A 26,061-nucleotide genomic window follows, 5' to 3' on the forward strand; every position below is an offset into this window, starting at 1 on the left:
GCCCGGCCTCACAGCACGTCGCCGAGCCGCAAGGCCCCGAGGCTCGACCGCTCCCTGAATACCTGCGTCCCCGCGTCCGGCACCAGCAGCAGCTCGTCGACCAACGCCTGCAGCGGCACATGCGCCGGATCGGCCAGCAGCACGTGGCGCTGCCCGCCCGCCTCTTCCAGGCGGCCCACCCAGTCGATGTCGATCAGCGCATCGACGACGGTCTCGACCAGCAGCGGATCGGTGCGCAGCTGCTCGGCCAGCTGGCGGATCGTGAGGCCGTGGCGATCGCCCTGGTGCGCCTCCAGCAGCAGCCGCAGCACCCCCAGCGCGAGCGTGAAGCGGTGGCCCGGCACCGCGCGGCGCCGCACGATGCGCATCGACAGGCTGGGTGCATAGGCCGCGATCACCGCGCCGAGCAGCACGATCACCCAGCCGATGTACATCCACAGCAGCAGGATGGGCAGCGTGGCGAAGGCGCCATACACGGTCGAATAGGTCGGCACCAGCGCGACGTACCAGGCCAGCAGCTTCTTCGCCACCTCGAAGCCCACCGCGCAGAACACGCCGCCGGCCAGCGCATGCCGCCAGCGCACGTCGGTGTTCGGCACGTAATGGAAGAGCCCCGCCACCACCGCCGCCTGCAGCGCGAACTCCAGCAGGTTCAGCAGCAGGTTGACCGCGTCGGGCATGGTGCCGACCAGCCCCTTCGAGGCCGAGATCGCATAAGAAGTCATCGACAGGCTCACGCCCAGCACCAGCGGCCCGAGCGTGATGGCCGCCCAGTACACCAGCACGCGCTGCGCGATCGGCCGCGGCCGGCGCACGCGCCAGATGGTGTTGAGCGTGCGGTCGATGGTGAGCATCAGCGCCAGCGCGGTGAGCAGCAGCACCACCAGGCCCACGCTGCCGAGCTTGGTCGCCTGGCGGGCGAACTGCGTGACCGCGGTCAGCACCGGCTTGGCGATGTTGTCGGGCACCAGGGTCTGCAGGAAGTACCTCTCCAGCGACACGCGGAACGAGGAGAACATCGGGAACGCCGAGAACACCGCGAGCATCACGGTCACCAGCGGCACCAGCGCGATCAGCGTGGTGAAGGTGAGGCTGCTGGCGGTGAGGCCCAGGCGGTCCTCGCGGAAGCGGTCGCGCAGGGTGCGCACGGTATCGAGCCAGGGCCAGGTGCGCAGCGTGTCGGCAGCGCGCAGGGCCCGGTCGCGCCAGGAGCGGCGCACGAGGGTCACGGAGGGCATGGGCCTATCATGCCAGCCCATGCCAGAAGCCCCCGTCCTGCCCGATCGCGTCACCCGCTGCACCCGCGCCATCGCCGTGGCCAGCCTGCTGGGGCTGATCGTGCTCGGCCTGGCCTGGGAGCTGTGGCTCGCGCCCACCGGCCAGCGCACCTGGGCGCTGAAGGTGCTGCCGCTGGCGGTGCCGCTGGCGGGCTTCCTGAAGTACCGCATGCGCACCTACCGCTGGGTCAGCCTGCTGGTGTGGCTGTACTTCACCGAGGGCGTCGTGCGCGCCACGTCGGAGCGCGGCCTGAGCGCCGGGCTCGCGGCCCTGCAGGTGCTGCTGTGCGTGGTGCTCTTCGCGGCCTGCGCGTGGCATGTGCGCTGGCGGCTGCGCCGCGGGCGCGAGCTGGGCGCCGCGGCGTAGGCCTCATGAGCGCGCCGGGCCGCTCCCAAGCGCTCATCCCGGAGCATGCAGTGCGCAGGGTAGTCCAGTGAGCGGGCTCGTCGAGGCGCTGCGCCGGGCCATCGGCGACGCCCAGGTGCTGACGGGCCCGGACGCGGCCCCCTACGAGCAGGAGCAGCGCCGCCGCTGGCCCGGCCAGGCGCTCGCGGTGGCCAGGCCGGGCAGCACGGCCGAGGTGGCCGCGGTGCTGCGCCTGGCCGCGGCACACGGCGCCAGCGTGGTGCCGCAGGGGGGCAACACCGGGCTCGTCGGCGGCGGCGTGCCGGACGCCACCGGCCGCCAGCTGGTGCTGAGCCTCACGCGGATGAACCGGGTGCGCGGCATCGACGCCGCGAACCTGACGATGACGGCCGAGGCCGGCTGCGTGCTCCAGGCACTGCAGGCGGCCGCGCGCGCGCAGGGGCTGCTGTTCCCGCTCAGCCTGGCTGCCGAAGGCAGCTGCACGATCGGCGGCAACCTCGCCACCAACGCCGGCGGTACCCAGGTGCTGCGCTACGGCAATACGCGCGAACTGTGCCTGGGGCTGGAGGTGGTCACCGCACAGGGTGAGGTGTGGAGCGGCCTTTCCGGCCTGCGCAAGGACAACACCGGCTACGACCTGCGCGACCTCTTCATCGGCAGCGAAGGCACGCTGGGCGTGATCACCGCGGCCACGCTGAAGCTGTACCCGCAACCCGTGGCCACGCTGACCGCGCTCGCGGCCTGCCCGTCGCTGGAAGCCTGCGTCGCGCTGCTGATGCGGGCGCGCGCCCGGCTGGGCGCGGGGCTGACGGCCTTCGAGGTGATGAACCGCCTGGCGCTGGCGCTCGTGGCGCGGCACTTCCCGCAGTGTGCCCAGCCGCTGCCGGGGGCCGCGTGGACGGTGCTGCTGGAGCAGTCCGACGGCGAGAGCGAGGCCCATGCACGGGCGCTCTTCGAGGGGCTGCTCGAAGCGGCGCTGGAGGACGGCGTGGTGCTCGACGCCGCCGTGGCCGGCAGCCTCGCGCAATCGAAGGCGCTGTGGCAGCTGCGGGAATCGATCCCGCAGGCCCAGTCCGCCGAAGGCCAGAACATCAAGCACGACATCGCGCTGCCGGTGTCGGCCATCCCCGGCTTCGTGGCCACGACCGATGCCGCGCTGGCAGCGGCGTTTCCCGGCGCGGCGCTGGTGAACTTCGGCCACCTGGGCGACGGCAACCTGCACTACAACGTGCAGGCGCCCCCGGGCATGGCGCCGGCGGAATTCATCGCGCGGCACGAGGCCGCCGTCAACCGCATCGTGTACGACGCCGTGGACGCGCGCGGCGGCTCGATCTCGGCCGAGCACGGCATCGGACACCTCAAGCGCGACGAGCTGGCCGCGCGCAAGAGCCCGGTGGCGCTCGGCCTGATGCGGGCGGTGAAGCAGGCACTCGATCCACAGGGCCTGCTGAACCCGGGGCGGGTGCTCGGCCCGTGAACGCCCGGGTGGGCGCGCTGCCCGTCAGCCGGGCTGCGCGGCCGCCGTGCCGCCGCGCAGGATGCGCGCCGCGATCAGGCTCGCCGCCAGCACCAGCACGGCGCCCACGCCGGCCGTCCACTGCAGCGCATCAGTGAAGGCCGCGCGCGCCGCGGCCAGCAGCAGCTCGCCCGCCGGCCCCGGGGCGGCCTGGGCCGCCGCCACCGCGCCGCCCAGCGTCGACAGCGCCTGCTCGCCTGCCTCGGGCACCGCAGCCGCCAGCGTGGACCGGTAGAGCACCGTGCCCAGGCTGCCGAAGAGCGCGATGCCCAGCGCGCCGCAGAACTCCGAGCTGGTCTCGGCGATGGCCGACGCGGCGCCGGCCCGCTCCGGCGGCGCCGACGTGATGATCATCTCGGTGCCGATCGTGAACACCGGCGCCATGCCCAGGCTCATCACGACCATGCCGGCGACCGTCCACGCCAGCGCGTGGCGGGTGTCGGCCAGCATCAGCAGCGCCATGCCCGCGGCCGCCGCGGCCAGGCCGCGCACCAGCACCTGGCCGCCGCCCCAGCGCCGCGCCCAGCCCGGCGCCAGCATCGAACCCGCCACGAAGCCCAGCGCCCACGGCACGGTGGCCACGCCGGCCACCAGCGGCGACAGCCCGAGCACCAGCTGCAGGTACTGCGTGATGAAGATGTAGCAGCCGAACATCGCCAGGCACGACAGCCCGTAGGCCGACAGCGCCGCGCGGAACACGGCAAGCCGGAACAACCGCAGGTCCAGCAGCGGGTAGCTGATGCGGCCCTGGCGCCGCACGAAGGCCGCACCGATCGCCACGCCCGCCGCCAGCAGCACGGCACCGGCCGGCGAGGCACCGTGCTCGGCCATGCGCTTCAACGCGTAGATCACCGTGAGCACTGCCGCCAGCGACAGCGCGACGCTCGGCAGGTCGAGCCGGCCGGCGTGCGGATCGCGGTACTCCGGCAGCAGCCGCGGCCCCAGCACGAGCAGCAGCACCATCACCGGCACCGCGAGCAGGAAGACGGAGCCCCACGCGAAGTACTGCAGCATCGCGCCGCCCACCAGCGGCCCGACCGCGCTGCCCACCGAGAAGCTGGACACCCACACGCCGATCGCGAACTGCCGCTGCTGCTCGTCGTGGAACATGTTCCGTATCAGCGACATCGTCGACGGCGCCAGGGTGGCGCCGGCCACCCCCAGCAGCGCACGCATCGCCACCAGCATCCCGGCGCTGTCCGCGTACGCCGCCGCGACCGAGGCCGCCGCGAACGCAGCCGCGCCGATCATCAGCAGCCGGCGGCGGCCGATGCGGTCGCCGAGCGTGCCCATCGTGATCAGGAAGCCCGCGACCAGGAAGCCGTAGACGTCGATGATCCACAGCTGCTGTGCCGCCGACGGCTGCAGGTCGGCCGCGATGGCGGGCAGCGCGAGGTTCAGTACCGTGAGGTCCATCGCATAGACCACGCACGGCAGCGCGAGCACGGCCAGGCCGATCCATTCGCGCCGGCCTGCCCTTGTGGGCGTCGTTGTTGTCGTCATGTCGGAAAATCCTGGCGGTCACGTGTCACGTGCGACGAACGGGACCGATCCCGATCGACACCGTGAGGCGCGGATGATCCCCCACCCCGATGACAAAAACCGGGCGGCCGCAGCCGCGTTTCTCCGGCGATCGGCCACCGCCGATTGAGGCAAGCTACCGCCGTGCTCAAACGCATTACCCCTGATCAACTGAAAGTCGGCATGTTCATCCAGGAGCTGGGCGGCTCCTGGATGTCGCACCCGTTCTGGCGCAGCAAGTTCCTGCTGAACGACGAACGGGTGCTGGCCAAGGTCCTCGAAAGCGGCGTGCCCGATCTGGTGATCGACACGGACCGCGGCCTCGACGTGCCCGCCGAGGCCGCCGAACCGGCCGCCGCCGACGAGCCGCTGCCGCCGCCGGCCGACACACCCGCGCCGCCCGTCCCCGCCCAGTTGCCGCTGCCCGATGCCGGCCCCGACTACCGGCAGGCCGCCGCGCTCGCGCAGCGCTCGATGGTCGTCGTGCACAGGCTGTTCCAGGAAGCCCGGATGGGCAACGCGATCGACGCGGAGCACTGCGTGCCGGTGGTGCACGAAGTGATCGACTCGGTGGCGCAGAACCCCACCACGTTGACCAGCCTGGCGCGCCTCAAGACCGCCAACGGCTACGCCTACATGCACGCGGTGGCCGTGTGCGCACTGATGGTGTCGCTCGCGCGGCAGATGGGCCTGACGCCGGAACAGACGCGCGAGGCCGGCCTGGCCGGGCTGATGCTCGACATCGGCAAGACCCGCATGCCCGCCGAGCTGCACGACAAGCCCGGCCGCCTCACCGACGAGGAGCAGGCCCTGTTCCAGGCCCATGTGCGCCACGGCCAGCAGCTGCTGATGGAGGCCGGCGGCTTCAGCAGCGCGGTGATCGACGTTGCGCTGCACCACCACGAGCGCATCGATGGCATGGGCTACCCGGACCGGCTGGCCGGCGACAACATCAGCCTGCTCTCGCGCATGGCCGCGCTGTGCGACGTGTACGACGCCGTCACCTCGCGCCGCCCGTACCACGCGCCCTGGGACCCGGGCGAGGCGATGAGCCACCTGGCGCACACCAAGGGGCAGTTCGACCCCAAGGTCTTCCAGTTCTTCGTGAAGGCGGTGGGCGTGTACCCGAACGGCTCGCTCGTGCGGCTGCGCTCGGAGCGGCTGGCCGTGGTGCGCCAGCAGGGCCAGGCGTCGCTGCTGGCGCCGAAGGTCATGGTGTTCTATTCGGTGACGGACCGCCACGCGCTGGAGCCGTTCGAGCTCGACCTGGCCGACCCCAAGGCGAACGACAAGATCACCGGCATCGAGTCGCCCGAGGCCTGGCGTTTCAAGGACCTGGACAAGCTCTGGCTGGGCGCGGCCCGGTAGACCCCTCAGGGGTCTCCTTCAGCCCGGCGGCCCCGCCGATTGCGTACTAAGTCACGCCGGATCGGCTGAAAACGGGGCCGGGCACGCAAAAACGCGGTGTTGATCGAGCGGCGTTTAAGGACGGGGGCGGGCCGGTCGTCTTGTAGCGGTGAGGGCGACTGATTGCCCGACTTCCCCACCCGACTTACGGAGCTTTCCATGCTGAGCCTTCACACCAACGCCGCTGCCCTGTCGACCACCAGCGCCGTCTCCAACACCCAGCGCGCCCTGTCCGCATCGCTGACCCGCCTGGGCACCGGCTACCGCATCAACTCCGCGATGGACGATGCCGCCGGCCTGCAGATCTCGACCCGCCTGGAAGCCCAGAGCCGCGGCATGGCCGTCGCCCAGCGCAACACGCAAAACGGCATCTCGATGATGCAGACCGCTGAAGGCGCCTTCGACGAAGTCACCAACATCCTGATGCGCATGAAGGACCTGGCGACGGAATCGGCGACCGCTTCCGCCTCCACGGAAGACCGCGCGGCCATGCAGGCCGAGTACGACAGCCTCGGCGCCGAAATCGGCAACATCATCAAGAACACCACCTTCGGCGGCGCCAACCTCTTCAGCGACGGCTCGACCACCAACGGCGCGTCTGGCAAGCTGAGCGCGGCGATGACCTTCCAGATCGGCTCTGACAAGGGCGAGACGATGGAAGTCAACGTGAGCGCCAAGCTGACCGCCCTCGCGACGAAGCTGACCGGCCTGAGCACGAACTACGGCACCTCGGTCGGCAACAGCGAAATCAACACGCTGTCCGCCGCCAACGGCAAGATCGAGGCGATCGGCAGCGCGCTGGACGACGTTGGCGGCCTGCGCTCCGCCCTGGGCGCCGCGTCCAACCGCCTGGATCATGTCTACAACAACCTGTCGAACATGAGCACCAACACGGCCGCTGCCAAGAGCCGCATCACCGACGTGGACTTCGCCAGCGAAACCGCGACCATGACGTCGAAGCAACTGCTGCTGCAGGCCGGCACCTCGATGCTCAAGCAGAGCTCGTCGATGAGCCAGCTGGCCCTGTCGCTGCTGAACTGATCCGGGTCAGCCCCGACCCCTTCGAGAACCAGCCTTCGGGCTGGTTTTTTCGTTTCCGGGCCGGCCGGCGGGGTGTGAACAGGGACGGTTCAGCGGGCCTGTTCGGCGCATGCTCGCCGCCCGCCGTCCCTAGACTGAAACGTCCCTACGGCCGTGCCATGAATCACAACCCATCACCCCACGCCCCTGCCCAAGCGCAAAAACACCTCCAGGCCGGCATGCAGGCGATCAAGGCCCGGCAATGGCCCAATGCCGTCCGGTCGCTGAGCCAGGCAGCCCACCTGGCGCCCGCCGACACACTGGTCTGGATGCAACTGGCGCGGGTGCATGTGCAGTCGGGTGAGCCGGAGCTCGCGCTGCCCGCCGCGCAGCGTGCCTATGCACTGGAGCCACGCAACGCGCTGGCCTGTCTGCTGCTGACCGAGTGCTTCACGCAGCAGCACCGTTATGCCGAGGCGGCCGAGGTGTTCGCCTCGCTGGCTGCGGACGTGGCGCGCGACCGGGACTTCCTGGTCGCCCATGCCGTGACGCTGCTGTTCGCGGATCGCGCCGCCGAGTCGATCCCGCTGTTCCTGCGCGCCCTCTCGATGAAGATGGACGATGCGCCGACCCACTACCGCATGGGGCTCGCCTTCAAGCGCATGAACCGCGAGAACGAAGCGGCGATCTGCTTTCGCACGGCCATCGCGCTCGACAAGGAGGGCGAGGTCCGTGCACAGACCCTGCCGCTGCTGCTGATGGCCAGCCGGCAGGCGTGCGACTGGCAGCACCTCGAGGAGGACACGGCCGCGCTGCTGCGCTGCATCGACGAGGCACCGGCACGCATCGTGGCCAACATCGAGCCGTTCGCACTGCTGGCCGTGCCGGCCGGTGCGCAGCGTCAGCGGCGGCTCGGCGAGGTCTACCTGCACGAGCGCGTCGGCAACGCCGTGCCCCTGCCGCGCCCGGGAGCCCGGCCGCCCGGCCGCATCCGCGTCGGCTACCTGTCCAACGACCTGTACAGCCACGCCACGTCGCAGTTGATCGCAGAACTGCTGGAGCGCCGCGACACCGGCCGCTTCGAGGTCTTTCTCTATTGCCACAGCAAGCACGACGGCTCGGACATCCAGCGCCGCATCCGCGCGGCATCCGACCACTACGTCGACGTGACGCCGATGACGCACACGGCGATCGCGCAGCGCATGCGTGCGGACGCCATCGACATCGCGATCGACCTCAAGGGCTACACGCAGGGCACACGTTTCACGCTGCTCGCCGAACGGCCCGCAGCCGTGCAGGTCAGCTTCCTCGGCTACCCAGGCACCACCGGCGCCAAGTTCCTCGACTACGTGATCGGCGACCCGGTCGTCACGCCGCTGGACCATGCCGCGCACTTCAGCGAGCGCATCGCCCAGATGCCCGCCAGCTACCAGCCCAACGACAGCCGGCGGCCGCTGCCCCCCTCCCCGGGCCGTGCCGCGGTCGGCCTGCCGGACGACGCCGTCGTCATGTGCTGCTTCAACCAGAGCTACAAGCTGTCGCCGGCGATGCTGGACCTGTGGAGCCGCATCCTGTCGGACGCGCCGCGCGCGGTGCTGTGGATGCTCTCCTGGAACGCCCACGGCCAGCGCAATCTGCTGCAGGAACTGCAAAAAAGGGGCATACCGCCGAGCCGGGTGTTCTTTTCGCCCCGCCTGCCGCCGGACGAGCACATCGCCCGCCTGCGCTGCGCCGACCTGTTCCTAGACACCTGGCCCTGCAACGCCCACACCACCGCCAGCGAAGCCTTGTGGGCCGGCGTACCGGTGCTGACGGTGCCGGGCGAAACCTTCGCCTCGCGGGTGGCGGCGAGCCTCGTCAGCGCGTGCGGCCTGCCGCAACTGGCTTGCGCCGATGACGATGCCTACGTACGGCAGGCCATAACACTCGCCAACGACGGGCCCGCGCTTCGGGCGCTGAAAGAGCATCTCGACGACCACCGGCTGCAGCTGCCGCTCTTCGACATCGCGGCCTACGCCGAGAGCTACCACCGCCTGCTCGAACGCATGTTCGAACGCCATCGAGCGGGCCTGCCGCCCGAACACCTGGCGGCAGAACCGGCGCCAGCCGCCCTACGCTGAACACGACACCATGGCCGACCCCATCGCAGTCCACCTGTGCTTGATGCACCCCCCGGGCACGGCCCACAGCCAGGCGGTCGCCGACGCCATCGCCCAGTTCCGGTTCCGGTTCGAAGCCCTGGGCCGGACGGTCAGCACCGAGCCCAACCGCCTGCGCCATGATGCGATCAATTTCGTCTTCGAGCCTCGGAGGTGTGCGCAGGCCAGCCTGTACGAGCAGCACCTCGCCATCGCTGTCGACCTTGCCGCGACCTCCCGGCAGCGGGAACCGGGCGTGTTGCCCGGCGGCTGCCTGGAGGTCAGCGACGATCCGGACCAGGCGGCACGCATCAGCCTCGGCGTGCATGCGATGCCTATCCTCGTGCACGGCCCGTTACCCGGGCGGCCGGGCCCTGCGGCAGCCCCCCCTTTGTCGGACAGACCCCTGGACATCCTGCTGCTGGGTACGGTGAGCCCACGCCAGACCGCGCTGCTCACGCGCCTCGAAGCGCAAGGCCGCAGCGTTGCGGTGGCCCCCGACACGCTGCCGGCGGACCGCCGTGACGCGCTGGTGCGACAGGCCCGCGTGGTGCTTCTGCTGGCCGCGAGCGACAGCGGCTCTGTGGCCTGGCAGCACGCGGCCACGAGCTTGACGCTCGGCACGCCGGTGCTGTGCGAGATGGCTGCGCCCTCGGCGCTGCCGGCCTACCTCGACGGCTGCGTCAACGGCTACCCGGCCGGCCTCATCGAAGAAGGCTTGAACCACGCCCTGGCGAGCCTCTCCTTCGCCGGCCGGGCTCGACGGCAGATCGAACGCTTTTGGCAGATCGATGTCGGCAGCTGCTATGCAGACATGCTCGCTGCGGCCACCAGCCGCTGGCCAGCCCATCGGGCTGCGCAGGCCACCCGACCGGCGACGGACACCGCGATCTCATGGGCTGCCGCCCGGACCCGGCATGTCGAGGTCGATGCACGGCCGCAAGCGCCGCGCGGCGCCGCCCCGCTGTTCCAGCACATGGATGGGCCTGCACGCCAGGCCGAACAGCTGATCGCAGCCGGACGCTACGAGGACGCCCTGCAAACCATCGCAGGAACGGTGCACCAGCATTACTGCCTGCCCGATGTCAAGCATCAGGCGCTGTACTACCCGCAGCTCGATCAGATGATCGAACGCCTGTCGAAGCTGGTCGACGCGGGCTCGGCGCCGGCCGCCGAGCAGTTCTCCGACGTGACGTTGATCGTGGCCACCGAGGTCTACCAGATCGGGGGCCATACGCGCGTGATCGAGGACATCGCGCGCGCCGTCAAGCGGCCCGTGATCGTGCTGACCGACCTGTTCGGCAACTACAAGGCCGAAGACGACAAGCTGCAGTGGATCCGCGACAAGTTCAGCGGCATCCACGTGGTCTGCCTGCCGGCCGTCGGCATGTGGGACAAGTCGCAGGCCCTGCGGCGCATCGTCGCGCACCTGAACGTGGACAACATCGTCTATGTGCAGCACCACCAGGATCCCATCCCGTTCGTGGCAACTTTGAGCCACCCGGCATCGCGCAAGACCTTCGTCCACCACGGCGACCACAACCCGAGCCTGGGCTGCACGCTGAAAGGCCTGCAGCATGCCGACCTGTCGGACCTGCTGCAGCAGACCTGCACCCAGCACCTCGGCCACCAGACCACGCTGCTGCCGATGCATGTCGCCGACCGAGGCGTCCGGCGCTCCGGGGCGCCGGACGGTCGCGCGCTGTCCGTCGCCACCTGCGGCCACCCTGCCAAGTACAGCAAGTCGGGCGAACTCGCCTTGCACCGCATCGTGGCCACCGTGCTGCAAGCCGTGCCCGGCAGCTTCTATCACATCGGCATGCTGGACGAGGCATGGATCACGCAGATCCGCGAGCACCTGGCGGCCGCAGGCGTGGCCCCCGGCCGCTTCGTGCCCCTGGGCGCCGTGGCGTCGCTGTGGGACACGCTGCTTGCGCTCGACGTTGGCTTCTATCTGGGTTCGGCGCCCGTCGGCGGCGGTCGTTCGGCCATCGAGGCACAAGGCGCAGCGCTGCCCTTGATCTTCTACAAGGGCGAGCACACGGGCTCGCTGCTCCAGAACTACACGCTCTACGCCCATCAGGAGTTGGGCTGGACCACGCTGGACGATCTCTCTTCGCGCCTTCGTACCTACGCGCCGCAGCACAAGGAACTCGGGCAGCGCGCCCGCGCCTTCTACGAAGAGAACTTCTCGGCCCGCCGGTTCAGATCGGTGCTGGGGGAACTGGTCAGCGAAGCGGCTCTGCTGCCGATCACCGCATGAACAAACGCCGGCAAGCGCCGGCGTTCGAGCATTCAGCGTGGGCGCCATGCCCATCGCACCCCGAGGTTCAGTTCTCGCGCGGCCGCCGCTGCAGGAACGCAGCGTCCAGCACGCCACACAGCGTGTGGATGGGCACGAAGTCCGCATGCCGCGCCATCAGGTATTCGGCGGCGTCATAGAAGGCGCCAGGCAGCGTCCAGCCCGTGCGCGAGTTGTGGAACAGCGGCAGGCGCACGATGCGCGGGAAGCGCCCGTGCGTCTTGATCGACGTCAGGCACAGCTCGGTAGCCCAGAGGTGCCAGCCGATGCCCGGATCGATGCGGTGCACCGAGTCGCGCGCCATCACGATCGCCAGTTCGTCGATCGACAAGGCCGTGTCCGAGGCTTCGAAATCAGCCCGGCTGAGGCGATCGATCACATGGCCGGCATTCACCGGCTGGCGCTTCGCCCGATCCACGCCCATGCCCACGAAGCCGATCAGCGTCGCGCTCCGCTCCTCGGCGGGTATGGAGGCCAGCACCGCGTTGAGTTGCTCGCCGAAGCCGGCCGGAAAGTAGACGTCCTGGTGGCACATCAACACCCAATCGGCCTCGCAATGCGGCCGCGCCTGCTCGATGGCATCCGCGGGCGAGGCAACGTTCCTCACCGACACGATGCGCGCCCCGACCTCGTGCAGGCCAGGCGAACATTCGACGTTGGCACGCAGTTGGCGCGCATCGGTCGTGGGCACGACGACGGAGAACCGCGCGGCACCTGGCTCGATCGGCGCGTGCTCCATGTCGCGTTCGGCGGCGATGACCAGGCGCTGCATGCGATGCAGCAGATCCACCTGGCCCGCACCGACGCCCAGCGCCTGCGCCGCCATTCGCAAGGCATCGCCCGACGCCGCGCTCGCGGGCTCGCAGTCCGTGTGATGCAGCAGGCGGGGCATCCAACCCGCATCCATCAGCAGCTTGTAGAGCGTGGGCGGCGTCTGCCGGGGCACGGCGGGATCTGCGCCCACGCCTTCCGGCGTCGCGTCCGCCTGCAGCAGGTGTTCGATATGGGTCGCTGACGACGCGTTGTTCAGCATGAGCACCAGGCGCGCACGCCGGGTACAGCGTTGCGACACCTGGCGAAGCCAAGGCAACGCACCCGACAAGCCTGCGAAGGCGCTCCCCAGGACCAGCAGGTCGACGGCCTGCGGCGCGTCGGCCGCATCCACGTCGGACAGCCATTGCACGGCCTCGGGCATCGGGCCGCCGGCGGCCTCGCCAGGCAGGTCGGTAGCCCACCACCGGGCGCCGGGCCAGCGGGCGCCATGCGCGCCGGCCAGCAGGGCAGCGTCCGCCCCGACAGCCAGCACACGATGGGCAGCAGGCAATGCAGCAAGCCACGCGGGATCTGCTTCAGGCGGCGAGTCGCCGCCCACGTCTACTCCACCGCGCACGACCACGGTAGTCGTTGCAGGTGGCGCCAGTCTTTCATTCCTCTGGGAGGTCATCAGCTTGGATCCAGCGCGCACTGGCTCAATTGGGCAAGCCCGCCAAGGCCGCCTCGATGGCCACGGACAGCGGGGGCACCGCTGCGGCTGCGGCCGCACCAGCAGGCGACGCCGCTTGCGCGGGCACCGGGGCTGCAACTACAGGCTCATCGATCGACCAGATCTGCTCGTCGGCCTCGAGGCCACCGAAGTCCGCCTGCATCGTGCGGGCGATCGTGCGTTCGTGCGGCGTCGTCTCCACCTTGCGCAGCGTGACCTTCATGAAGGCGGCCTGCTCCTGCGCGCACGGCTGCAACTGGAGGTCGAGCCAGTTGGACGCAGTCATGTCGAAGCGGTGCTCGAACCAGCCGAGGTACCAGAACCAACCCGTGTAGTACAGCCACGACTGCTCGTTCATCGCGCGCAGGTGCGTCGGGTCCTGCCACGCGGTGGCGGCCTTTTCGTACGGCACCTCGATCTGGAACTCGCCCCCCGTCTTCAGCAGCGCAAGCACATTGGTCATCAGGCGCGGAAGATCGGGCACATGCTCCAGCACGTTGTTGGCATAGACGCGGTCGAGGCTGCCCGGCTCCAGCAGCACCTCGCCGCCGCGGCAGCCCGCCAGCCGAAGGGGCAGCTCGACGGCCTGGCCCAGGTCGAGCACGACGTCGGGCTCTGCCCGCTCGAGGATGTCGACGTTCAGCCAGCCCGCCTTGTAGTCCTTGCCCGAGCCGAGGTTCATCCGCGTCGGCTGCCACACCACGGGCGGATGGGCCTCCCGGTGCGCGTTTGCGTAGCCGACCGCAAAGGCCAGGAGATCCGCATAGGCCTCGACGGGATCGTGCGCACGGAACGCGGCCAGCCGCGCCTGCGCCTCGTCGAAGAAGGCTTGCGTACCGAAGTGCTCGCGGAAGAAGACATCGACGGCGCGATCGTCATCGAGCCAGAACACGGCATCGTCATAAGCAGCGGGAGGCCGCGTGCGCGGCGTGCGCTCCGATATCACCGGCGTGCCCAGCGACAGGCACTGGAACACCCGCGCCTGCTCGAATCGGCTGGCCTCGTAGAAGTGGCAGTTGATCACTGCCTTCGACTGGCGGATGAAGTGATCGCGCTCCGCGGCATAGATCGGATGGTCGAAGGCCGCCACCTTCACGCCGCAGGCCTCGACACGGCTCAGGAAATCTTTGCGCCGCTGGTTCAGGCTGCCGAAGAACAGCAGGTCGATCGGCCGCTCGGCCAGCGGGACCGAATCGGGACCGGCCAGGTAGTCGGCATACAGGAAAGGCACCAGCGGCACGTCCGCCGGGTCCTGTGCGTAAGCCGCGACATTCTCGGCGTCGTAGTCGACCACGGCGGACTTGCGCAGCAGCTCGAGGTAGGCGGCATTCACGTTTGCCCCGCCGCTGCCGAGTTGCTCCAGGTTCACGAACACGCAGGTGTGGCGCGCCGCCCAGTCGATCGGAAAACCCAGGTGAGCCCCGAAGACGAAGTTGACCGAGTCTTCCCGCAACCGGTTCTTGCCGATCGTGACCTCGGCACCGAAACGACGGAACTGGCGCCGGAAGTACCTGGCGTGGTCGACGAAGGCGAGCGAATGGATGTAGCCCGCGGGCTGCATGATGGCAAGGTGGACCGAGGGCAATTGCATGGCGGCTTGGAGTTGTCGCGGCGAGCCGCGGGTATGGCCACTCTATGCAGTGCGTCGACGCGGAATGGCGTGATCAAAGCCACTTTCCCGCCGCATCTCGGCGCCACCGGTGGCGTGCTCAGGCCGGCCGCGCCCTTACCGCAATGTTGGCGGCCATCGCGGGCGGCAGCTCGTCGCCGAGGTCGTTCAAGGCCTGTATGAGCGCAGGCGAGTGGTCGAGCATCATCCCGTTGGGCAGCGTCTTCAGGAAGAAGCCTCGCCGCTCGAAGGGCTCGAATCCTGCTTCGCGCAGGTCGGCTTCCAGCGTCTGCAGGTCATAGACGCGCTGATGCCCGACCAGGTGGTCCCGCGGGCTCAAGGTATCGAGCGCCGGCTGCAACCCCATCAGTACCGCCAGCCTGCGGTGCAGCGAATCGCGGTTGGGCACCACCACCAGCAGTTCCCCATCCGGCTGCAACCACGTGCGAAGGTGCCTCGCCAGGGCCACAGGCTCATCCACATGCTCCAGCACGTGCAGCGCCAGCAAGCGGTCACAAGGTTCGGAGGGCCGGTATTCTTCGAAGAGCGACGACACGACGTCCACATGCGGGTGCTTGTCACGGATCACGTCCACGAGGCTCGGCGCGCCTTCCACCACTGTGTACCGGCGGGCCAGCCCATTCAGGCGAGCCAGCGTGATGCCTTCACCATAGCCCAGCTCGATGACACGGTCATCGGCCCGGATCAGGCTGGCCAACCAGCGGCAGCAATGCTCCTGGCAGATGTCCTCGATGAACTTGTCCGGCACTTCGGCGTTGAGGTGGTATTGGTGCGCGATACGTTCGAGTTCGGCTAGTCGGTCGGTCATTCCAGCTCCTGGGCGATCTGCAGGCCCTGCACGATCTGGTCATTGAAAGAGGCCACGCCATAACCGAGCAGGGTGCCGGTCAGGCGTGCGCCCGGCGCCACCTCTGCCAGTGCGGCCGAGGTGGCGCGATGGCTTGCCACGGCCGCGGCGGTGGGCAGCACCAGCGCGTTGCGCGCCACGAAGCTCTTCAGGGGCCGCACGCTCGCCGTCGACGGCAAGTGCATCAAGCTTCGCAGTTCCTCAGCCAGTACCGCCTGTACGGACGGGCCATCGTCAAGCGCAGCCCGCGCGGCCAGACAACGCGGGCTGGCCTCCAAGACCACGCGGTGCCATTCGGTGTCCCGCCCGGCCAGCGCGTCCTGGTCGCAGACCCGGTAGGTGCAGAAGTCCTCGTCGACCACCATGTGGCAGCTGAGCGCCCGGCCGATGTCCGACGACCGCACCAGCGCAAATATCAGGGCCACCGACGTGGCACGCTGGGGTTCGATGGCGGGCAAGCGCAGCAGCGCTTGGCAACGTTCCGGCGCGAGCCCCAGCACGAGCCGCTGCGCACCGATGACCTCGCCGTCGCACTGCACCTGCCAGGCGCCGTTTGCCAGATGCAGCGACTGCACGGGCGCTCTGAGCACGCGGCAGCCGGCCGCCTGGACGACGCGGTCGGCCAAGGCGGCTACCGACGTTCCGACGAGGCCCTCCTGCGGCATGTGAAACGGATATTCGGGCAACAACACCGGCTCGCCGCGGCATGCCGACGCCAGCGTCTCGGGGTAGTACAACGGCACCCAGCCCGCGCGATGGAATCTCGCCAGGAAATCGGATGACGAAGCGTCCAGCAGCTTGCGTACGAAGGGCTCGATGTACCGCTCGTGCCACGCAGCGCCGTGGTTGGCCAGTGCCGCGTCGGCGTAGCTGAGACTGTCGTACACCGGCCCGGCTGTCTTGTGAATGGCGTGACGCGGATCGCCCCGGTCTATCAGCGGCTGCGCAGACATTCGTGTCCCTGCCAGCAGGTCGAGCCGATTGGCGATCAGGTAGTCGGGGCCGAACCGCCCATCGACTTGCACAGTCGGAGTGGGCACGCGGCGCGGCGCCATCCGCTCGTCCATCCAGGCAGCCACCTGCGGCGAGAAACGCGTCCAGTCGTTGCGGACCTCCGCCCGGTAGTCGATCGCCGATGGCGAAGGGCCTGTGCCAGCCGGCCGCTCGAGCAGCACCATGCCGATGTCGAAATCATGTCCGTCGACACGTGTTCCGGCAAAATGTCCACCCAGAGCCTTGCCGTCGGTCAGCAGCGTGACCGCCCTCCCCTTGCGCAGCAGGGCATCGGCGGCGACCAGAACGGCCAGGTTGTTGCCGACGAGCAGAGCGGGGGCCTTGTCAGACATGCTGAATCCTCGCATTGGCCCAGATCTCTGAACCTAGGTCGGGCAGTTGCTCGACAAGTCGATCAAATCCTTCGAGCAGCGCCGGGGTCAGGAAGCCCAGGTCGACCAGTTCCTGCATCTGGCCGTGCGTGAAGGGCTTGACGAACAGACTGCCATGTTCCAGGACGGCGAAACCCGCGCACGCCAACTCCTCACTCAGCGACGACATGTCGTAGATGCCCCTCTGCTGCATCGTGCGCTGGGTGTCGGACATCACATCGGCGGCCGGTATCAATCCCATCGCCACGGCAAGCAGGCGGTGCAACGAATGTGCATTCGGCACGTTCACGTGCAGCACCGTGTCGGCCACGCAGAAGCGCCGCGCGGCGGCCAACAGGGCTTGCGGGTCGTCGACCTCGTGCAATACGCATCCAAGGACGACCATGTCGAAGGTTGGCTCAGCCGGCGGGAAGTCGCAGGACTCTGCGTAGGCCTGTATCACACGCACATCGGTCCGGCAGGCGGCAAGTTCCCTGGCGTTGCTGGCGAACATCGGTGCCGGCTCGATCACCGTGCAGGCCATGTCAGGCAGGTCGGTGAACAAGGGCAGATGCCCGCAGCCGATCTCCAGCAGCCGGCGCGGTCGATGCCTGGCGATCTCTGCCAGCACCCGTCGCCTGCGATAGGCAGCCTGCAAGGGCTCGAACGGCAGGCGCTGGTATTGCGCCGTGTAGTCTTCGATGTCACGTGCCATGGGAATGCGTAGTGGTGATCAAACGTCGCGCGCCATGCGAACCTTGAGCGACTCCGAGAACCCCAGACCCCGCTTGAACTGGATCAGGCCATGGTTGGCTTCGCGGTCGATCGTGGAAGTCCCCGCGTCGATCTGCGCAATGCCTTCGGCCTGGCAATACGAATAGATGGCATCGGCCACGCTGACCACAGGGCTGAGAGTGGCATAGCCGGGGCGATCGCCCCAGTAAAAGACGTAGAGCACGTGGGGTTGCACTCGCAGGCACAGTGCCGAGGCCGCAAGCTCGGCGCCGGCACGGCAGCCGAAGAGCGCCATCGATTCAGGAAAGCGCGCCTGCATGTCCTGCAGTTGCGACAGGGTCATGGACATCGCGTGGCCCTTGCTGGCCCGGTTGGCGGCCAGCACCGCATAGACCTCGGGCAATGCCTCGGGCGGTAGGGTGCCAGCCTCGATGCCCTCCTTGCGACACTTGCGAAGCCGCTTGACGTTGCCATAGCTCATCCGCGCCTCAAACGGTTGTGCGTCGACGGCAAGGCTGTGGTTCAGATCGCACTGCGTGACCGAATAGCCGCGGGCGTGGAACAGGTAGGCCTGGTTGGAGAAGGCAATCGGATCATGGGCCATCGGCGCAGGCAGCACTTCGATGCGCCTAGCGCCAAGCGCGCCCAGCCTGGCGACCACGGCATCGTGGAACTCGAACAGAGCGTCGGTGTGCAAACCCGGCGCAGTGGCAAAGCCGGCGTAAGTGCCCCGGGCAGGGCTGCGCCACAAACCGCTGCCCATGGGCGTGAAATGCACACTGGCAACGACATGGCCGCCCTTTTCCCATTCGAAGAAAACGCCGCGGCCTTGTGCATGCAGCTCGAAAAAAGGCGCTCGCTGAAACAGCGCACCAAGCCCCGGATGGGCGAACGTGTTCTCGAGCAATCGGGAGGCAACCATGGAACCTTTGCAGCAACGCAGGGCGGGCTAGATCTCGTTCGCCGGATTGGACGCCGCGCAAGCAAGCGGCAGGGCCGGATAAGCAGCCCTCCATCCCGCCATTTCGCCGCCATGACAGCACGCAATTGGACGGCATCCAGGCCACTTATCGATTCATCGGGCTGGGCTCGCATTCCTAAACTGGTATGAACGGCTGCGGTTCAGCGCGGCCATCCACTCCTGGAGTTCAGATGAGCAACCTGTTGGAAGTGCCGGAAGCCCCGACACGCACGGCCACCACACGCGCCGCGCGCCCGAAGCAAGCAGGCACATCGCGGCTCAGTGCCTGCACGCTCATAGATCTGCCCAAGATCAACGATCCGCGCGGCAACCTGACATTCATCGAAGCGGGCCGCCATCTCCCGTTCAAGTTCAACCGCATCTTCTATTTGTATGACGTGCCCGGCGGTTCCGATCGGGGTGGTCATGCACTCAAAACGACGCACCAGTTCGTCATCGCCATTTCGGGAAGCTTTGACGTCGTGCTGGACGCCGGCAACGGGCGGCAACGCTTCCACCTCAACCGTTCGTACTACGGCTTGTACATCCCGCCAATGGTTTGGCGTGAGCTGGACAACTTCTCTTCCGGATCGGTTGCACTCGTGCTCGCCTCCGACCACTACGACGAAGCCGACTACATCCGGACGTACGCCGAATTCGCCCAATCCTGCCGCTGAACGAGGCACCATCTCCGTGAGCCCACGCAAGACCTCATTCCTCGACCTGCAGGCCATCAACGCCGCGCACGGCCCGGCGCTTTCTGCAGCCTTCGAGCGCGTACTCGCCAGCGGCTGGTACATCATGGGCAAGGAGCTGGAAGGCTTTGAGCGTGCGTTTGCCGAATACTGCGGTGCCAAGCACTGCATCGGCGTGGGCAATGGCCTCGATGCCCTGCATCTCATCTTGAAGGCCCACGGCATCGGCCCCGGCGACGAGGTGATCGTTCCATCGAACACCTACATCGCCACCTGGCTGGCGGTGTCGCACACCGGCGCCCGGCCCGTGCCGGTGGAACCGCTGCCGGAAACGCACAACATCGACCCACAGCGCATCGAAGCGGCCATCACGCCGAACACACGCGCCGTTCTGGTCGTGCACCTGTACGGTCAAGCCTGCGACATGGACCCGATCCTGCGCGTGGCGCGGGCCCATGGCCTGAAAGTGTTCGAAGACGCGGCTCAGGCCCACGGCGCCCGTTATCGCGGCCGGCGTGTGGGGTCATTGAGCGACGCTGCCGGCTTCAGCTTCTATCCGGGCAAGAACCTCGGTGCGCTGGGCGACGGCGGCGCGATCGTCACCAGCGATCCCGACCTGGCGGGCAGGCTGCGAGAACTCCGCAACTACGGCTCCAGCATCAAGTACCACAACAAGGTGCAGGGGTACAACTCGCGGCTCGACGAACTGCAGGCTGCGCTGCTGCAGGCGAAGCTGCCGCTGCTCGACGCAGAGAACGCGCACCGCGCGCAGCTGGCGCAGGCGTACCACGACGGCCTGCAAGGGCTCGACCTCGGCCTGCCCCATGTGCCCCAAGGCCACGAGCCCGCCTGGCACGTCTACGTGGTCCGCTGCCGCGCGCGCGAAGCGCTGCAGCAGTCGCTGCGCGACGCAGGCATCGAGACGCTGATCCATTACCCCGTCGCGCCCCATCTGCAGCCCGCCTACGCCGCGCTCGGCATCCCCCGGGGCAGCCTGCCGGTAGCCGAGCAACTGCAGGATGAAGTGCTCAGCCTGCCGATGGGTCCACACCTCACGGTGGACGACATCGGCCGCGTGTGCCAGGCGATCCACACTGCACGGCAGGTGTTCGAGGAGAGGGCCTGAGGTCGGCGGGCCCACCGTCGCCAGGCACCACCCAGCCAGCCTGCGCGCTGGCTTTTTTTCTTTCGAAAGGCCTTAAGAACGGCGCCCCGCGCGCCGCCCTATCTTCCAACGCCCGTCCGTCGCCGCCGCCCGCCCGCCATGGCCCCGCCCCGCATCAGCGCCATCTCACCCGTGTCACGCGCCTCGCCCGCGTGGTCCGTCGGGCACGGCCCGCATCCGCCGGCGGTCGCGCCGTTGCAGGCGGCCGTGGCGCCCATCGCGGCACCGGCCGCGACGGAATCGACGGCCGGCCTGCTGGCCTCGATGCAGCCGGTACTGCCGCCCGGATGGGAAGCGCTCGCCAACGGACAGAAGCACCCCTCGCGCGGCGGCCAACAGCTGCCTTCCGGGGCGCCGGCCGACACCTCGCCCGCACCGCTGGCATCGACCCTCGTCCCGCCGGAGGCCCGGCTGGCCCGCCCGAGCGGCGCCCCGGCCGCGCCGCTCGCCGCGGCCTGGCGCGCCCAGGTGCTCACCGGCCACCACGCCGCGGCCGACGCCGCCGTGCCGCGCGCCGAGCTGCCGTCCGGCACCTGGGCCGCCGCCGAGTTCCCGTCGCTCGCCTCGGTGCCGGCCGGCTCGGCGCTCCTGGCCGCCGGCACGGTGCCCTCGCTGCCCGCGGCACCGCCACCCGACCGCATGGGCTACCTGCTGCACGCCTGGAACGGCCAGCCGGTCGCCCTGCGCCTGATGGAGCCCGAACCCGAAGACCCGCCGGCAACCGCGCCGCGGGGCCTGCCCGCCTTGCGGCTGGCGCTCGACCTGCCCTTGCTCGGGCGCATGGTGCTGCAGCTGCAACTGGCGCAGGGCGGCATCTGGCTCGCGATCGCGGTGGAGGAGCCCTCGGCCCTCGCCGTCGTCCAGGCCGCCCTCCCGGCCTTCACCCAGGCCCTGGGCCAGGCCGGCCTGCGGCTGCTGCGCTGGCGCCTGGAACGCGGCAGCGGCCACGGCAGCGCCTTCGCGAACCTGCCGCTGCACCTGCCGCCCAGCGCCACCCAGCTCGCCCCGGCGCTCTTCCGCGCGGCGGCCGAGGTCGTGCTCGTGCTGCAGCAGGCCGATGAACTGGCTGCGTTGGCGGCGGCCAACGGCATGCACCGCACGTAAAAAAGCCCGCCTCCTCGCGGAGACGGGCGGGCGCCGGCCGTAGGGCCGGGGGGTGTCAGTGCACCACGCGGTCGAACGCGAACTCGCCGTTCTCGACCTTGACCGGAATCACGTCCTTCGGGCCGAACTTGCCCTCGAGGATCAGCTTGGCCACCGGGTTCTCGATGCGCTGCTGGATCGCGCGCTTCAGCGGCCGCGCGCCGAACACCGGGTCGAAGCCGACCTTGGCCAGTTCCACCAGCGCCTCGGGCGACACGTCGAGCTTCATGTCCATCTTCTCGACACGCGTCTCCAGCACCTTGAGCTGGATCTTCGCGATGTCCTGGATGTGCTGCTGGTCGAGCGCATGGAACACCACCGTCTCGTCGATCCGGTTCAGGAACTCGGGGCGGAAGTGCGTCTTGACCTCGGCCCACACCGCCTCGCGGATCAGCTCGCTGTCCTGCCCCGCCATCTGCATGATGAGGTGCGAGCCCAAGTTGCTGGTCATCACGATCACGGTGTTCTTGAAGTCGACCGTGCGGCCCTGGCCATCGGTCAGCCGGCCGTCGTCCAGCACCTGCAGCAGCACGTTGAATACGTCCGGGTGCGCCTTCTCGACCTCGTCGAGCAGCACAACGCTGTACGGGTTGCGCCGCACGGCCTCGGTCAACGTGCCGCCTTCGTCGTAGCCCACGTAGCCCGGGGGCGCGCCGATCAGCCGGCTCACCGAGTGCTTCTCCATGAACTCGCTCATGTCGACACGGATCAGGTGGTCGGTCGAGTCGAACAGGAAGCCGGCCAGCGCCTTGCACAGCTCGGTCTTGCCGACACCCGTGGGGCCGAGGAACAGGAACGAGCCGTAGGGCCGGTTCGGATCCGACAGGCCCGCGCGCGAGCGGCGGATGGCATCGGACACGGCGCGGATCGCCTCATCCTGCCCCACCACGCGCTCGTGCAGCTTGGCTTCCATCTGCAGCAGCTTCTCGCGCTCGCCCTGCATCAGCTTGCTCACCGGGATGCCGGTGGCGCGCGAGACGACCTCGGCGATCTCCTCGGCACCGACCATCGTGCGCAGCAGCTGCGGGCCCAGGCCCTGCTTGGCGCCCGCGGCCTTGCCGGCTTCCTTGTCCTGCGCGTCCTTCAGGCGCGCCTCCAGGCCCGGCAGCTTGCCGTACTGCAGCTCGGCCACCTTGTTGAAGTCGCCCTTGCGCTTGAGCTCCTCGATCTGGAACTTGATGCGGTCGATCTCTTCCTTGACGTGGGCCGAACCCTGCGCCGCGGCCTTCTCGGCCTTCCAGATCTCCTCGAGGTCGTTGTACTCGCGCTGCAGCTTGACCAGCTCTTCCTCGATCAGGCCGAGCCGGCGCTGCGAGCCCTCGTCGTGCTCCTTCTTCATCGCCTCGCGCTCGATCTTGAGCTGGATCATCCGGCGGTCGAGCCGGTCCATCACCTCGGGCTTGGAGTCGATCTCGATCTTGATCTTGGCCGCGGCCTCGTCGATCAGGTCGATCGCCTTGTCGGGCAGGAAGCGGTCGGTGATGTAGCGGTGGCTGAGCTCCGCCGCGGCCACGATGGCCGGGTCGGTGATCTCGACCCCGTGGTGCACTTCGTACTTCTCCTGCAGCCCGCGCAGGATGGCGATGGTGGCCTCCACCGTCGGCTCGCCCACCAGCACCTTCTGGAAGCGGCGCTCCAGCGCGGCGTCCTTCTCGACGTACTTGCGGTACTCGTCGAGCGTGGTCGCGCCGATGCAGTGCAACTCGCCGCGCGCCAGCGCAGGCTTCAGCATGTTGCCGGCGTCCATCGCGCCCTCGGCCTTGCCTGCGCCCACCATGGTGTGCAACTCGTCGATGAACAGGATGATGCGGCCTTCGTCGGACGACACTTCCTTCAGCACGGCCTTCAGGCGCTCCTCGAACTCGCCGCGGTACTTGGCGCCGGCCAGCAGGCCCGCCATGTCGAGCGACAGCACGCGCTTGTCCTTCAGCGATTCGGGCACCTCGCCGGCCACGATGCGCTGCGCCAGGCCTTCGACGATGGCCGTCTTGCCGACGCCCGGCTCGCCGATCAGCACCGGGTTGTTCTTGCTGCGGCGCTGCAGCACCTGGATCGCGCGGCGGATCTCCTCGTCGCGGCCGATCACCGGGTCGAGCTTGCCCTGCCGGGCGCGCTCGGTCAGGTCGAGGGTGTACTTCTTCAACGCCTCGCGCTGGCCCTCGGCCTCGGCCGAGTCGACCTTCGCGCCGCCACGCACCGCGTCGATCGCGGCTTCGAGCGCCTTGCGGGTGAGGCCGTGGCCGCGCACGATGCCGGCGAGGTCGGTCTTGGCGTCCGACAGCGCCAGCAGGAACATCTCGCTCGCGATGAACTGGTCGCCGCGCTTGCCGGCCTCCTTCTCGGCCGACTGCAGCAGCGCGACCAGGTCGCGGCCGGGCTGCACCACCTGGCCGCTGCCCTGCACCTGGGGCAGGCCGCTGATCGCGGTGTCCATCGCCGTCTTCAGGGCCGCGGTGTTGGCGCCGGCGCGGTCGAGCAGCGCCTTGGGCCCGTCGGGCTGCGCCAGCATGGCCGCCAGCAGATGCGCCGGCTCGATGTAGGGGTTGTCGCGCGTGACGGCGAGGGTCTGCGCTTCGGCCAACGCTTGCTGGAAGGCCGTGGTCAATTTGTCAATTCGCATGGGGTGGAACCTCCGATTGCGACAAATATGAGGCGGCGACGGCGCTCTTCAAGTTGCGCTGCATCAAGCTTGCGCCATGTGGCCGGCAATCGGAGTGCCCGCCGTGCGTGGGCGGCAACGCTGGCCCGGGCGGCGCGCCGCCGCCCATCGGCGCACGCTAGAGGCGCTCGCCCACCGCGTGGTAGTGGCCGGCGTGGAACGCCAGTGCCGGCTCGTCAGCATCGTGCCGGTGGTGCAGCACTTCCCCGATGAAGAGCACGTGGTCGCCCGCGGCCTGCTGCGAGACCAGCCGGCACTCGAAGGTGGCGGTGCTGCCTTCGAGCAACGGCGCGCCGCCCAGCCCGTCGCGCCAGACGCCCTGGGCGAACTTGTCGGCCTCTCGCGAGGCGAAGCGGCGCGACAGCTCGACCTGCGCCTCCGACAGCACGTTGACCGCGAACACCGGCGCGGCGGCGAAGTTGGCCAGCGCCGAGCTCGCCCGCCGCAGCGACCACAGCACCAGCGGCGGGTCGAGCGACAGCGCGCTGAACGAATTGGCCGTGAGCCCGACCGGCAGGCCTGCGGCATTGCGGCAGGTGATGATCGTCACGCCGGTGGCGTACCGGCCCAGCGCGGCGCGCAGCGCCAGGCGGTCGTCGGCGGCCGGGGCCGGGGCCGCGTGGCGGGCAGGGCCGGCGGCCGCATCGGCCGCGTGCGGCTCGGCGCCTTCCGCGGCGGGCGGGTGCATGTCAGGCGCACTCATCGAGCACCCACGGAGAGCCGGACGACCCTCATGCCCGCCACAACACCTTCGCCAGCCAGAAGCCCGCGGCAGCGCAGGCCAGCGCGCCCGCCACATGGGCCAGGGTGTGGGCCACGGCCATCGGCAACTCGCCGCGCTGCAGCAGCCCGAGCGATTCGCCCGAGAAGGCCGAGAACGTCGTCAGCCCGCCCAGGAAGCCGGTGACGGCGAAGTGACGCAGCAGTTCGTCGGGGTGGCGCGCAAAGCCGAACATCGCCACGCCGATCAGCATCCCGCCAACGCAGTTGACCGCCAGCGTGCCGAGCGGAAAGCCGCGCCACAGGCCGTTGAGCCAGAGCCCGGCTCCCCAGCGCGCGAGCGCGCCCAGGGCGGCGCCGAAGGCGATCGCCACCACCGTGGGCCAGGACACGGCCGGTGTCATGCCGGGGCACCCGGCGCCGTGGCGTCGGCATTGGCCGCAGGCAGGCCCCAGCGCGCCGCGGCAGCGTCGTCGGCCACGCGGGCATCGACCCAACGGGCGCCTTCGGGCGTGTGCTCCTTCTTCCAGAACGGGGCCTGGGTCTTCAGGTAGTCCATCAGGAACTCGCAGGCCTGGAAGGCGGTGCCGCGGTGCGCCGACGTGACGGCCACCAGGACGATCTGTTCCTGCGGCCGCAGCGGCCCCACGCGGTGCACGACACGCGCCGCGTGGATCGCGAAACGCGCGTGGGCTTCGTCGATCATCGATTCGATCGCGCGCTCGGTCATGCCGGGGTAGTGCTCCAGCTCGAGCAGGCTCACCTCAGGATCGGCAGCGGCCGCCGGGTCGCGCTCGCGCACGGTGCCGACAAACGCCGCCACCGCGCCCACCCCGCCGTCGCCTGCGCGCAGCGCGGCCACTTCGGTGGACAGATCGAAGTCCGCCGTCTGAACCCGCACGCGCGCGGAATCCACATCTCGATGCATTGCAGCATTGTGGCACCTAGAATCCGCCCCCATGCCCAGCCAAGCCTTGTCGTCCGCCCCCGCTGCCGCCTTCCGCGGCCCGGCGTCGGCCGTCAAACAAAAACCGCAGCGCTTCTGACCGGAGCTGCGGTTCCGTCGTCGGATGCGCGACGGAACGCCTGGCCAGCAACACCCCTCTTTTTG

At 69.2% G+C, this 26,061-nt stretch carries 21 protein-coding genes; 9 read left to right on the forward strand and 12 right to left on the reverse strand.

The window, feature by feature from the left end; genetic code table 11:
• Positions 1-8: 8 nt before the first annotated feature.
• Positions 9-1,238 (reverse strand): YihY family inner membrane protein, encoded by a 1,230-nt coding sequence (locus V4F39_RS19495; RefSeq protein WP_332291481.1) that lies wholly within the window; start codon positions 1,236-1,238, stop codon positions 9-11.
• A gap of 19 nt (positions 1,239-1,257) precedes the next feature.
• On the opposite strand from V4F39_RS19495, the gene V4F39_RS19500 reads away from it, so the two are divergent.
• Both V4F39_RS19500 and V4F39_RS19505 read left to right on the forward strand, forming a co-directional pair.
• The gene (locus tag V4F39_RS19500; RefSeq protein ID WP_332291482.1) at positions 1,258-1,644 is read left to right on the forward strand and encodes a DUF2069 domain-containing protein; all 387 of its coding nucleotides are present in this window, start codon (positions 1,258-1,260) and stop codon (positions 1,642-1,644) included.
• A gap of 67 nt (positions 1,645-1,711) precedes the next feature.
• Positions 1,712-3,121 carry an FAD-binding oxidoreductase gene (locus tag V4F39_RS19505; protein WP_332291483.1) on the forward strand — a complete coding sequence of 470 codons (1,410 nt, stop codon included), beginning with the start codon at positions 1,712-1,714 and terminating at the stop codon, positions 3,119-3,121.
• 24 nt (positions 3,122-3,145) lie between these two features.
• On the opposite strand, the gene V4F39_RS19510 is transcribed toward V4F39_RS19505, so the two are convergent.
• The gene (locus V4F39_RS19510) at positions 3,146-4,663 is read right to left on the reverse strand and encodes an MFS transporter (protein ID WP_332291484.1); all 1,518 of its coding nucleotides are present in this window, start codon (positions 4,661-4,663) and stop codon (positions 3,146-3,148) included.
• A gap of 162 nt (positions 4,664-4,825) precedes the next feature.
• Here V4F39_RS19510 and V4F39_RS19515 point away from each other — a divergent pair, with 162 nt between their 5' ends.
• From V4F39_RS19515 to V4F39_RS19530, 4 genes are all read left to right on the forward strand, one after another.
• Positions 4,826-6,049: an HD-GYP domain-containing protein gene (locus V4F39_RS19515; protein ID WP_332291485.1), complete on the forward strand. Its 1,224-nt coding sequence runs from the start codon at positions 4,826-4,828 to the stop codon at positions 6,047-6,049.
• A 198-nt stretch (positions 6,050-6,247) separates the two neighbouring features.
• Entirely contained in the window at positions 6,248-7,129 is an 882-nt protein-coding gene (locus V4F39_RS19520; RefSeq protein ID WP_332291486.1) for a flagellin N-terminal helical domain-containing protein, read from the forward strand.
• A 158-nt stretch (positions 7,130-7,287) separates the two neighbouring features.
• Positions 7,288-9,228, forward strand: a complete 1,941-nt coding sequence (locus tag V4F39_RS19525; protein WP_332291488.1) for an O-linked N-acetylglucosamine transferase, SPINDLY family protein — start codon at positions 7,288-7,290, stop codon at positions 9,226-9,228.
• Between the two features lie 10 nt (positions 9,229-9,238).
• On the forward strand, positions 9,239-11,509 hold the full coding sequence (locus tag V4F39_RS19530) for a hypothetical protein (RefSeq protein WP_332291489.1): 2,271 nt from the start codon (positions 9,239-9,241) through the stop codon (positions 11,507-11,509).
• 67 nt (positions 11,510-11,576) lie between these two features.
• On the opposite strand, the gene V4F39_RS19535 is transcribed toward V4F39_RS19530, so the two are convergent.
• The 6 genes from V4F39_RS19535 to V4F39_RS19560 form a co-directional block, all read right to left on the reverse strand.
• The gene (locus V4F39_RS19535; protein ID WP_332291490.1) at positions 11,577-12,920 is read right to left on the reverse strand and encodes a hypothetical protein; all 1,344 of its coding nucleotides are present in this window, start codon (positions 12,918-12,920) and stop codon (positions 11,577-11,579) included.
• Between the two features lie 97 nt (positions 12,921-13,017).
• Positions 13,018-14,622, reverse strand: a complete 1,605-nt coding sequence (locus V4F39_RS19540) for a methyltransferase domain-containing protein (RefSeq protein WP_332291491.1) — start codon at positions 14,620-14,622, stop codon at positions 13,018-13,020.
• A 118-nt stretch (positions 14,623-14,740) separates the two neighbouring features.
• The gene (locus V4F39_RS19545; protein ID WP_332291492.1) at positions 14,741-15,469 is read right to left on the reverse strand and encodes a class I SAM-dependent methyltransferase; all 729 of its coding nucleotides are present in this window, start codon (positions 15,467-15,469) and stop codon (positions 14,741-14,743) included.
• A complete protein-coding gene (locus V4F39_RS19550) occupies positions 15,466-16,854 on the reverse strand; it encodes a hypothetical protein (RefSeq protein ID WP_332291493.1) in 1,389 nt (462 codons plus the stop codon). The genes V4F39_RS19545 and V4F39_RS19550 overlap by 4 nt, the downstream gene beginning before the upstream one ends.
• The gene (locus V4F39_RS19555; protein WP_332291494.1) at positions 16,847-17,587 is read right to left on the reverse strand and encodes a class I SAM-dependent methyltransferase; all 741 of its coding nucleotides are present in this window, start codon (positions 17,585-17,587) and stop codon (positions 16,847-16,849) included. Before V4F39_RS19555 ends, V4F39_RS19550 begins: the two co-directional genes overlap by 8 nt.
• 18 nt (positions 17,588-17,605) lie before the next feature.
• On the reverse strand, positions 17,606-18,529 hold the full coding sequence (locus V4F39_RS19560) for a GNAT family N-acetyltransferase (protein ID WP_332291495.1): 924 nt from the start codon (positions 18,527-18,529) through the stop codon (positions 17,606-17,608).
• Positions 18,530-18,759: 230 nt separating this feature from the next.
• Here V4F39_RS19560 and V4F39_RS19565 point away from each other — a divergent pair, with 230 nt between their 5' ends.
• The 3 genes from V4F39_RS19565 (at position 18,760) to V4F39_RS19575 (ending at position 21,532) form a co-directional block, all read left to right on the forward strand.
• Entirely contained in the window at positions 18,760-19,245 is a 486-nt protein-coding gene (locus tag V4F39_RS19565; RefSeq protein WP_332291496.1) for a sugar 3,4-ketoisomerase, read from the forward strand.
• 16 nt (positions 19,246-19,261) lie between these two features.
• Positions 19,262-20,389, forward strand: coding sequence for a DegT/DnrJ/EryC1/StrS family aminotransferase (locus V4F39_RS19570; RefSeq protein ID WP_332291497.1), 1,128 nt, complete (start codon positions 19,262-19,264; stop codon positions 20,387-20,389).
• A gap of 138 nt (positions 20,390-20,527) precedes the next feature.
• Positions 20,528-21,532 (forward strand): flagellar hook-length control protein FliK, encoded by a 1,005-nt coding sequence (locus V4F39_RS19575; protein ID WP_332291499.1) that lies wholly within the window; start codon positions 20,528-20,530, stop codon positions 21,530-21,532.
• A 55-nt stretch (positions 21,533-21,587) separates the two neighbouring features.
• Here the strand turns inward: V4F39_RS19575 and clpB are convergent, their stop codons facing one another.
• From clpB to V4F39_RS19595, 4 genes are all read right to left on the reverse strand, one after another.
• On the reverse strand, positions 21,588-24,191 hold the full coding sequence (gene clpB, locus V4F39_RS19580; RefSeq protein ID WP_332291500.1) for an ATP-dependent chaperone ClpB: 2,604 nt from the start codon (positions 24,189-24,191) through the stop codon (positions 21,588-21,590).
• A 157-nt stretch (positions 24,192-24,348) separates the two neighbouring features.
• Complete coding sequence (locus V4F39_RS19585) at positions 24,349-24,918, reverse strand: flavin reductase family protein (protein WP_332291502.1); 570 nt, start codon at positions 24,916-24,918, stop codon at positions 24,349-24,351.
• Positions 24,919-24,961: 43 nt separating this feature from the next.
• Positions 24,962-25,342, reverse strand: a complete 381-nt coding sequence (locus tag V4F39_RS19590; protein WP_332291504.1) for a CrcB family protein — start codon at positions 25,340-25,342, stop codon at positions 24,962-24,964.
• An 8-nt stretch (positions 25,343-25,350) separates the two neighbouring features.
• Complete coding sequence (locus V4F39_RS19595; protein ID WP_378235005.1) at positions 25,351-25,878, reverse strand: molybdenum cofactor biosynthesis protein MoaE; 528 nt, start codon at positions 25,876-25,878, stop codon at positions 25,351-25,353.
• Positions 25,879-26,061: the final 183 nt, after the last annotated feature.

This window comes from Aquincola agrisoli (assembly GCF_036621135.1).
Classification (GTDB): domain Bacteria; phylum Pseudomonadota; class Gammaproteobacteria; order Burkholderiales; family Burkholderiaceae_C; genus Aquincola; species Aquincola agrisoli.

Excerpts from the sequence above, each read along its gene's own strand:
- V4F39_RS19495 (WP_332291481.1), bottom strand. The coding sequence starts at position 1,238 with ATGCCCTCCGTGACCCTCGTGCGCCGCTCCTGGCGCGACCGGGCCCTG.
- V4F39_RS19500 (WP_332291482.1), top strand. The coding sequence starts at position 1,258 with ATGCCAGAAGCCCCCGTCCTGCCCGATCGCGTCACCCGCTGCACCCGC.
- V4F39_RS19510 (WP_332291484.1), bottom strand. The coding sequence starts at position 4,663 with ATGACGACAACAACGACGCCCACAAGGGCAGGCCGGCGCGAATGGATC.
- V4F39_RS19520 (WP_332291486.1), top strand. The coding sequence starts at position 6,248 with ATGCTGAGCCTTCACACCAACGCCGCTGCCCTGTCGACCACCAGCGCC.
- V4F39_RS19525 (WP_332291488.1), top strand. The coding sequence starts at position 7,288 with ATGAATCACAACCCATCACCCCACGCCCCTGCCCAAGCGCAAAAACAC.
- V4F39_RS19530 (WP_332291489.1), top strand. The coding sequence starts at position 9,239 with ATGGCCGACCCCATCGCAGTCCACCTGTGCTTGATGCACCCCCCGGGC.
- V4F39_RS19540 (WP_332291491.1), bottom strand. The coding sequence starts at position 14,622 with ATGCAATTGCCCTCGGTCCACCTTGCCATCATGCAGCCCGCGGGCTAC.
- V4F39_RS19545 (WP_332291492.1), bottom strand. The coding sequence starts at position 15,469 with ATGACCGACCGACTAGCCGAACTCGAACGTATCGCGCACCAATACCAC.
- V4F39_RS19550 (WP_332291493.1), bottom strand. The coding sequence starts at position 16,854 with ATGTCTGACAAGGCCCCCGCTCTGCTCGTCGGCAACAACCTGGCCGTT.
- V4F39_RS19555 (WP_332291494.1), bottom strand. The coding sequence starts at position 17,587 with ATGGCACGTGACATCGAAGACTACACGGCGCAATACCAGCGCCTGCCG.
- V4F39_RS19560 (WP_332291495.1), bottom strand. The coding sequence starts at position 18,529 with ATGGTTGCCTCCCGATTGCTCGAGAACACGTTCGCCCATCCGGGGCTT.
- V4F39_RS19565 (WP_332291496.1), top strand. The coding sequence starts at position 18,760 with ATGAGCAACCTGTTGGAAGTGCCGGAAGCCCCGACACGCACGGCCACC.
- V4F39_RS19575 (WP_332291499.1), top strand. The coding sequence starts at position 20,528 with ATGGCCCCGCCCCGCATCAGCGCCATCTCACCCGTGTCACGCGCCTCG.
- clpB (WP_332291500.1), bottom strand. The coding sequence starts at position 24,191 with ATGCGAATTGACAAATTGACCACGGCCTTCCAGCAAGCGTTGGCCGAA.
- V4F39_RS19585 (WP_332291502.1), bottom strand. The coding sequence starts at position 24,918 with ATGCACCCGCCCGCCGCGGAAGGCGCCGAGCCGCACGCGGCCGATGCG.
- V4F39_RS19595 (WP_378235005.1), bottom strand. The coding sequence starts at position 25,878 with ATGCATCGAGATGTGGATTCCGCGCGCGTGCGGGTTCAGACGGCGGAC.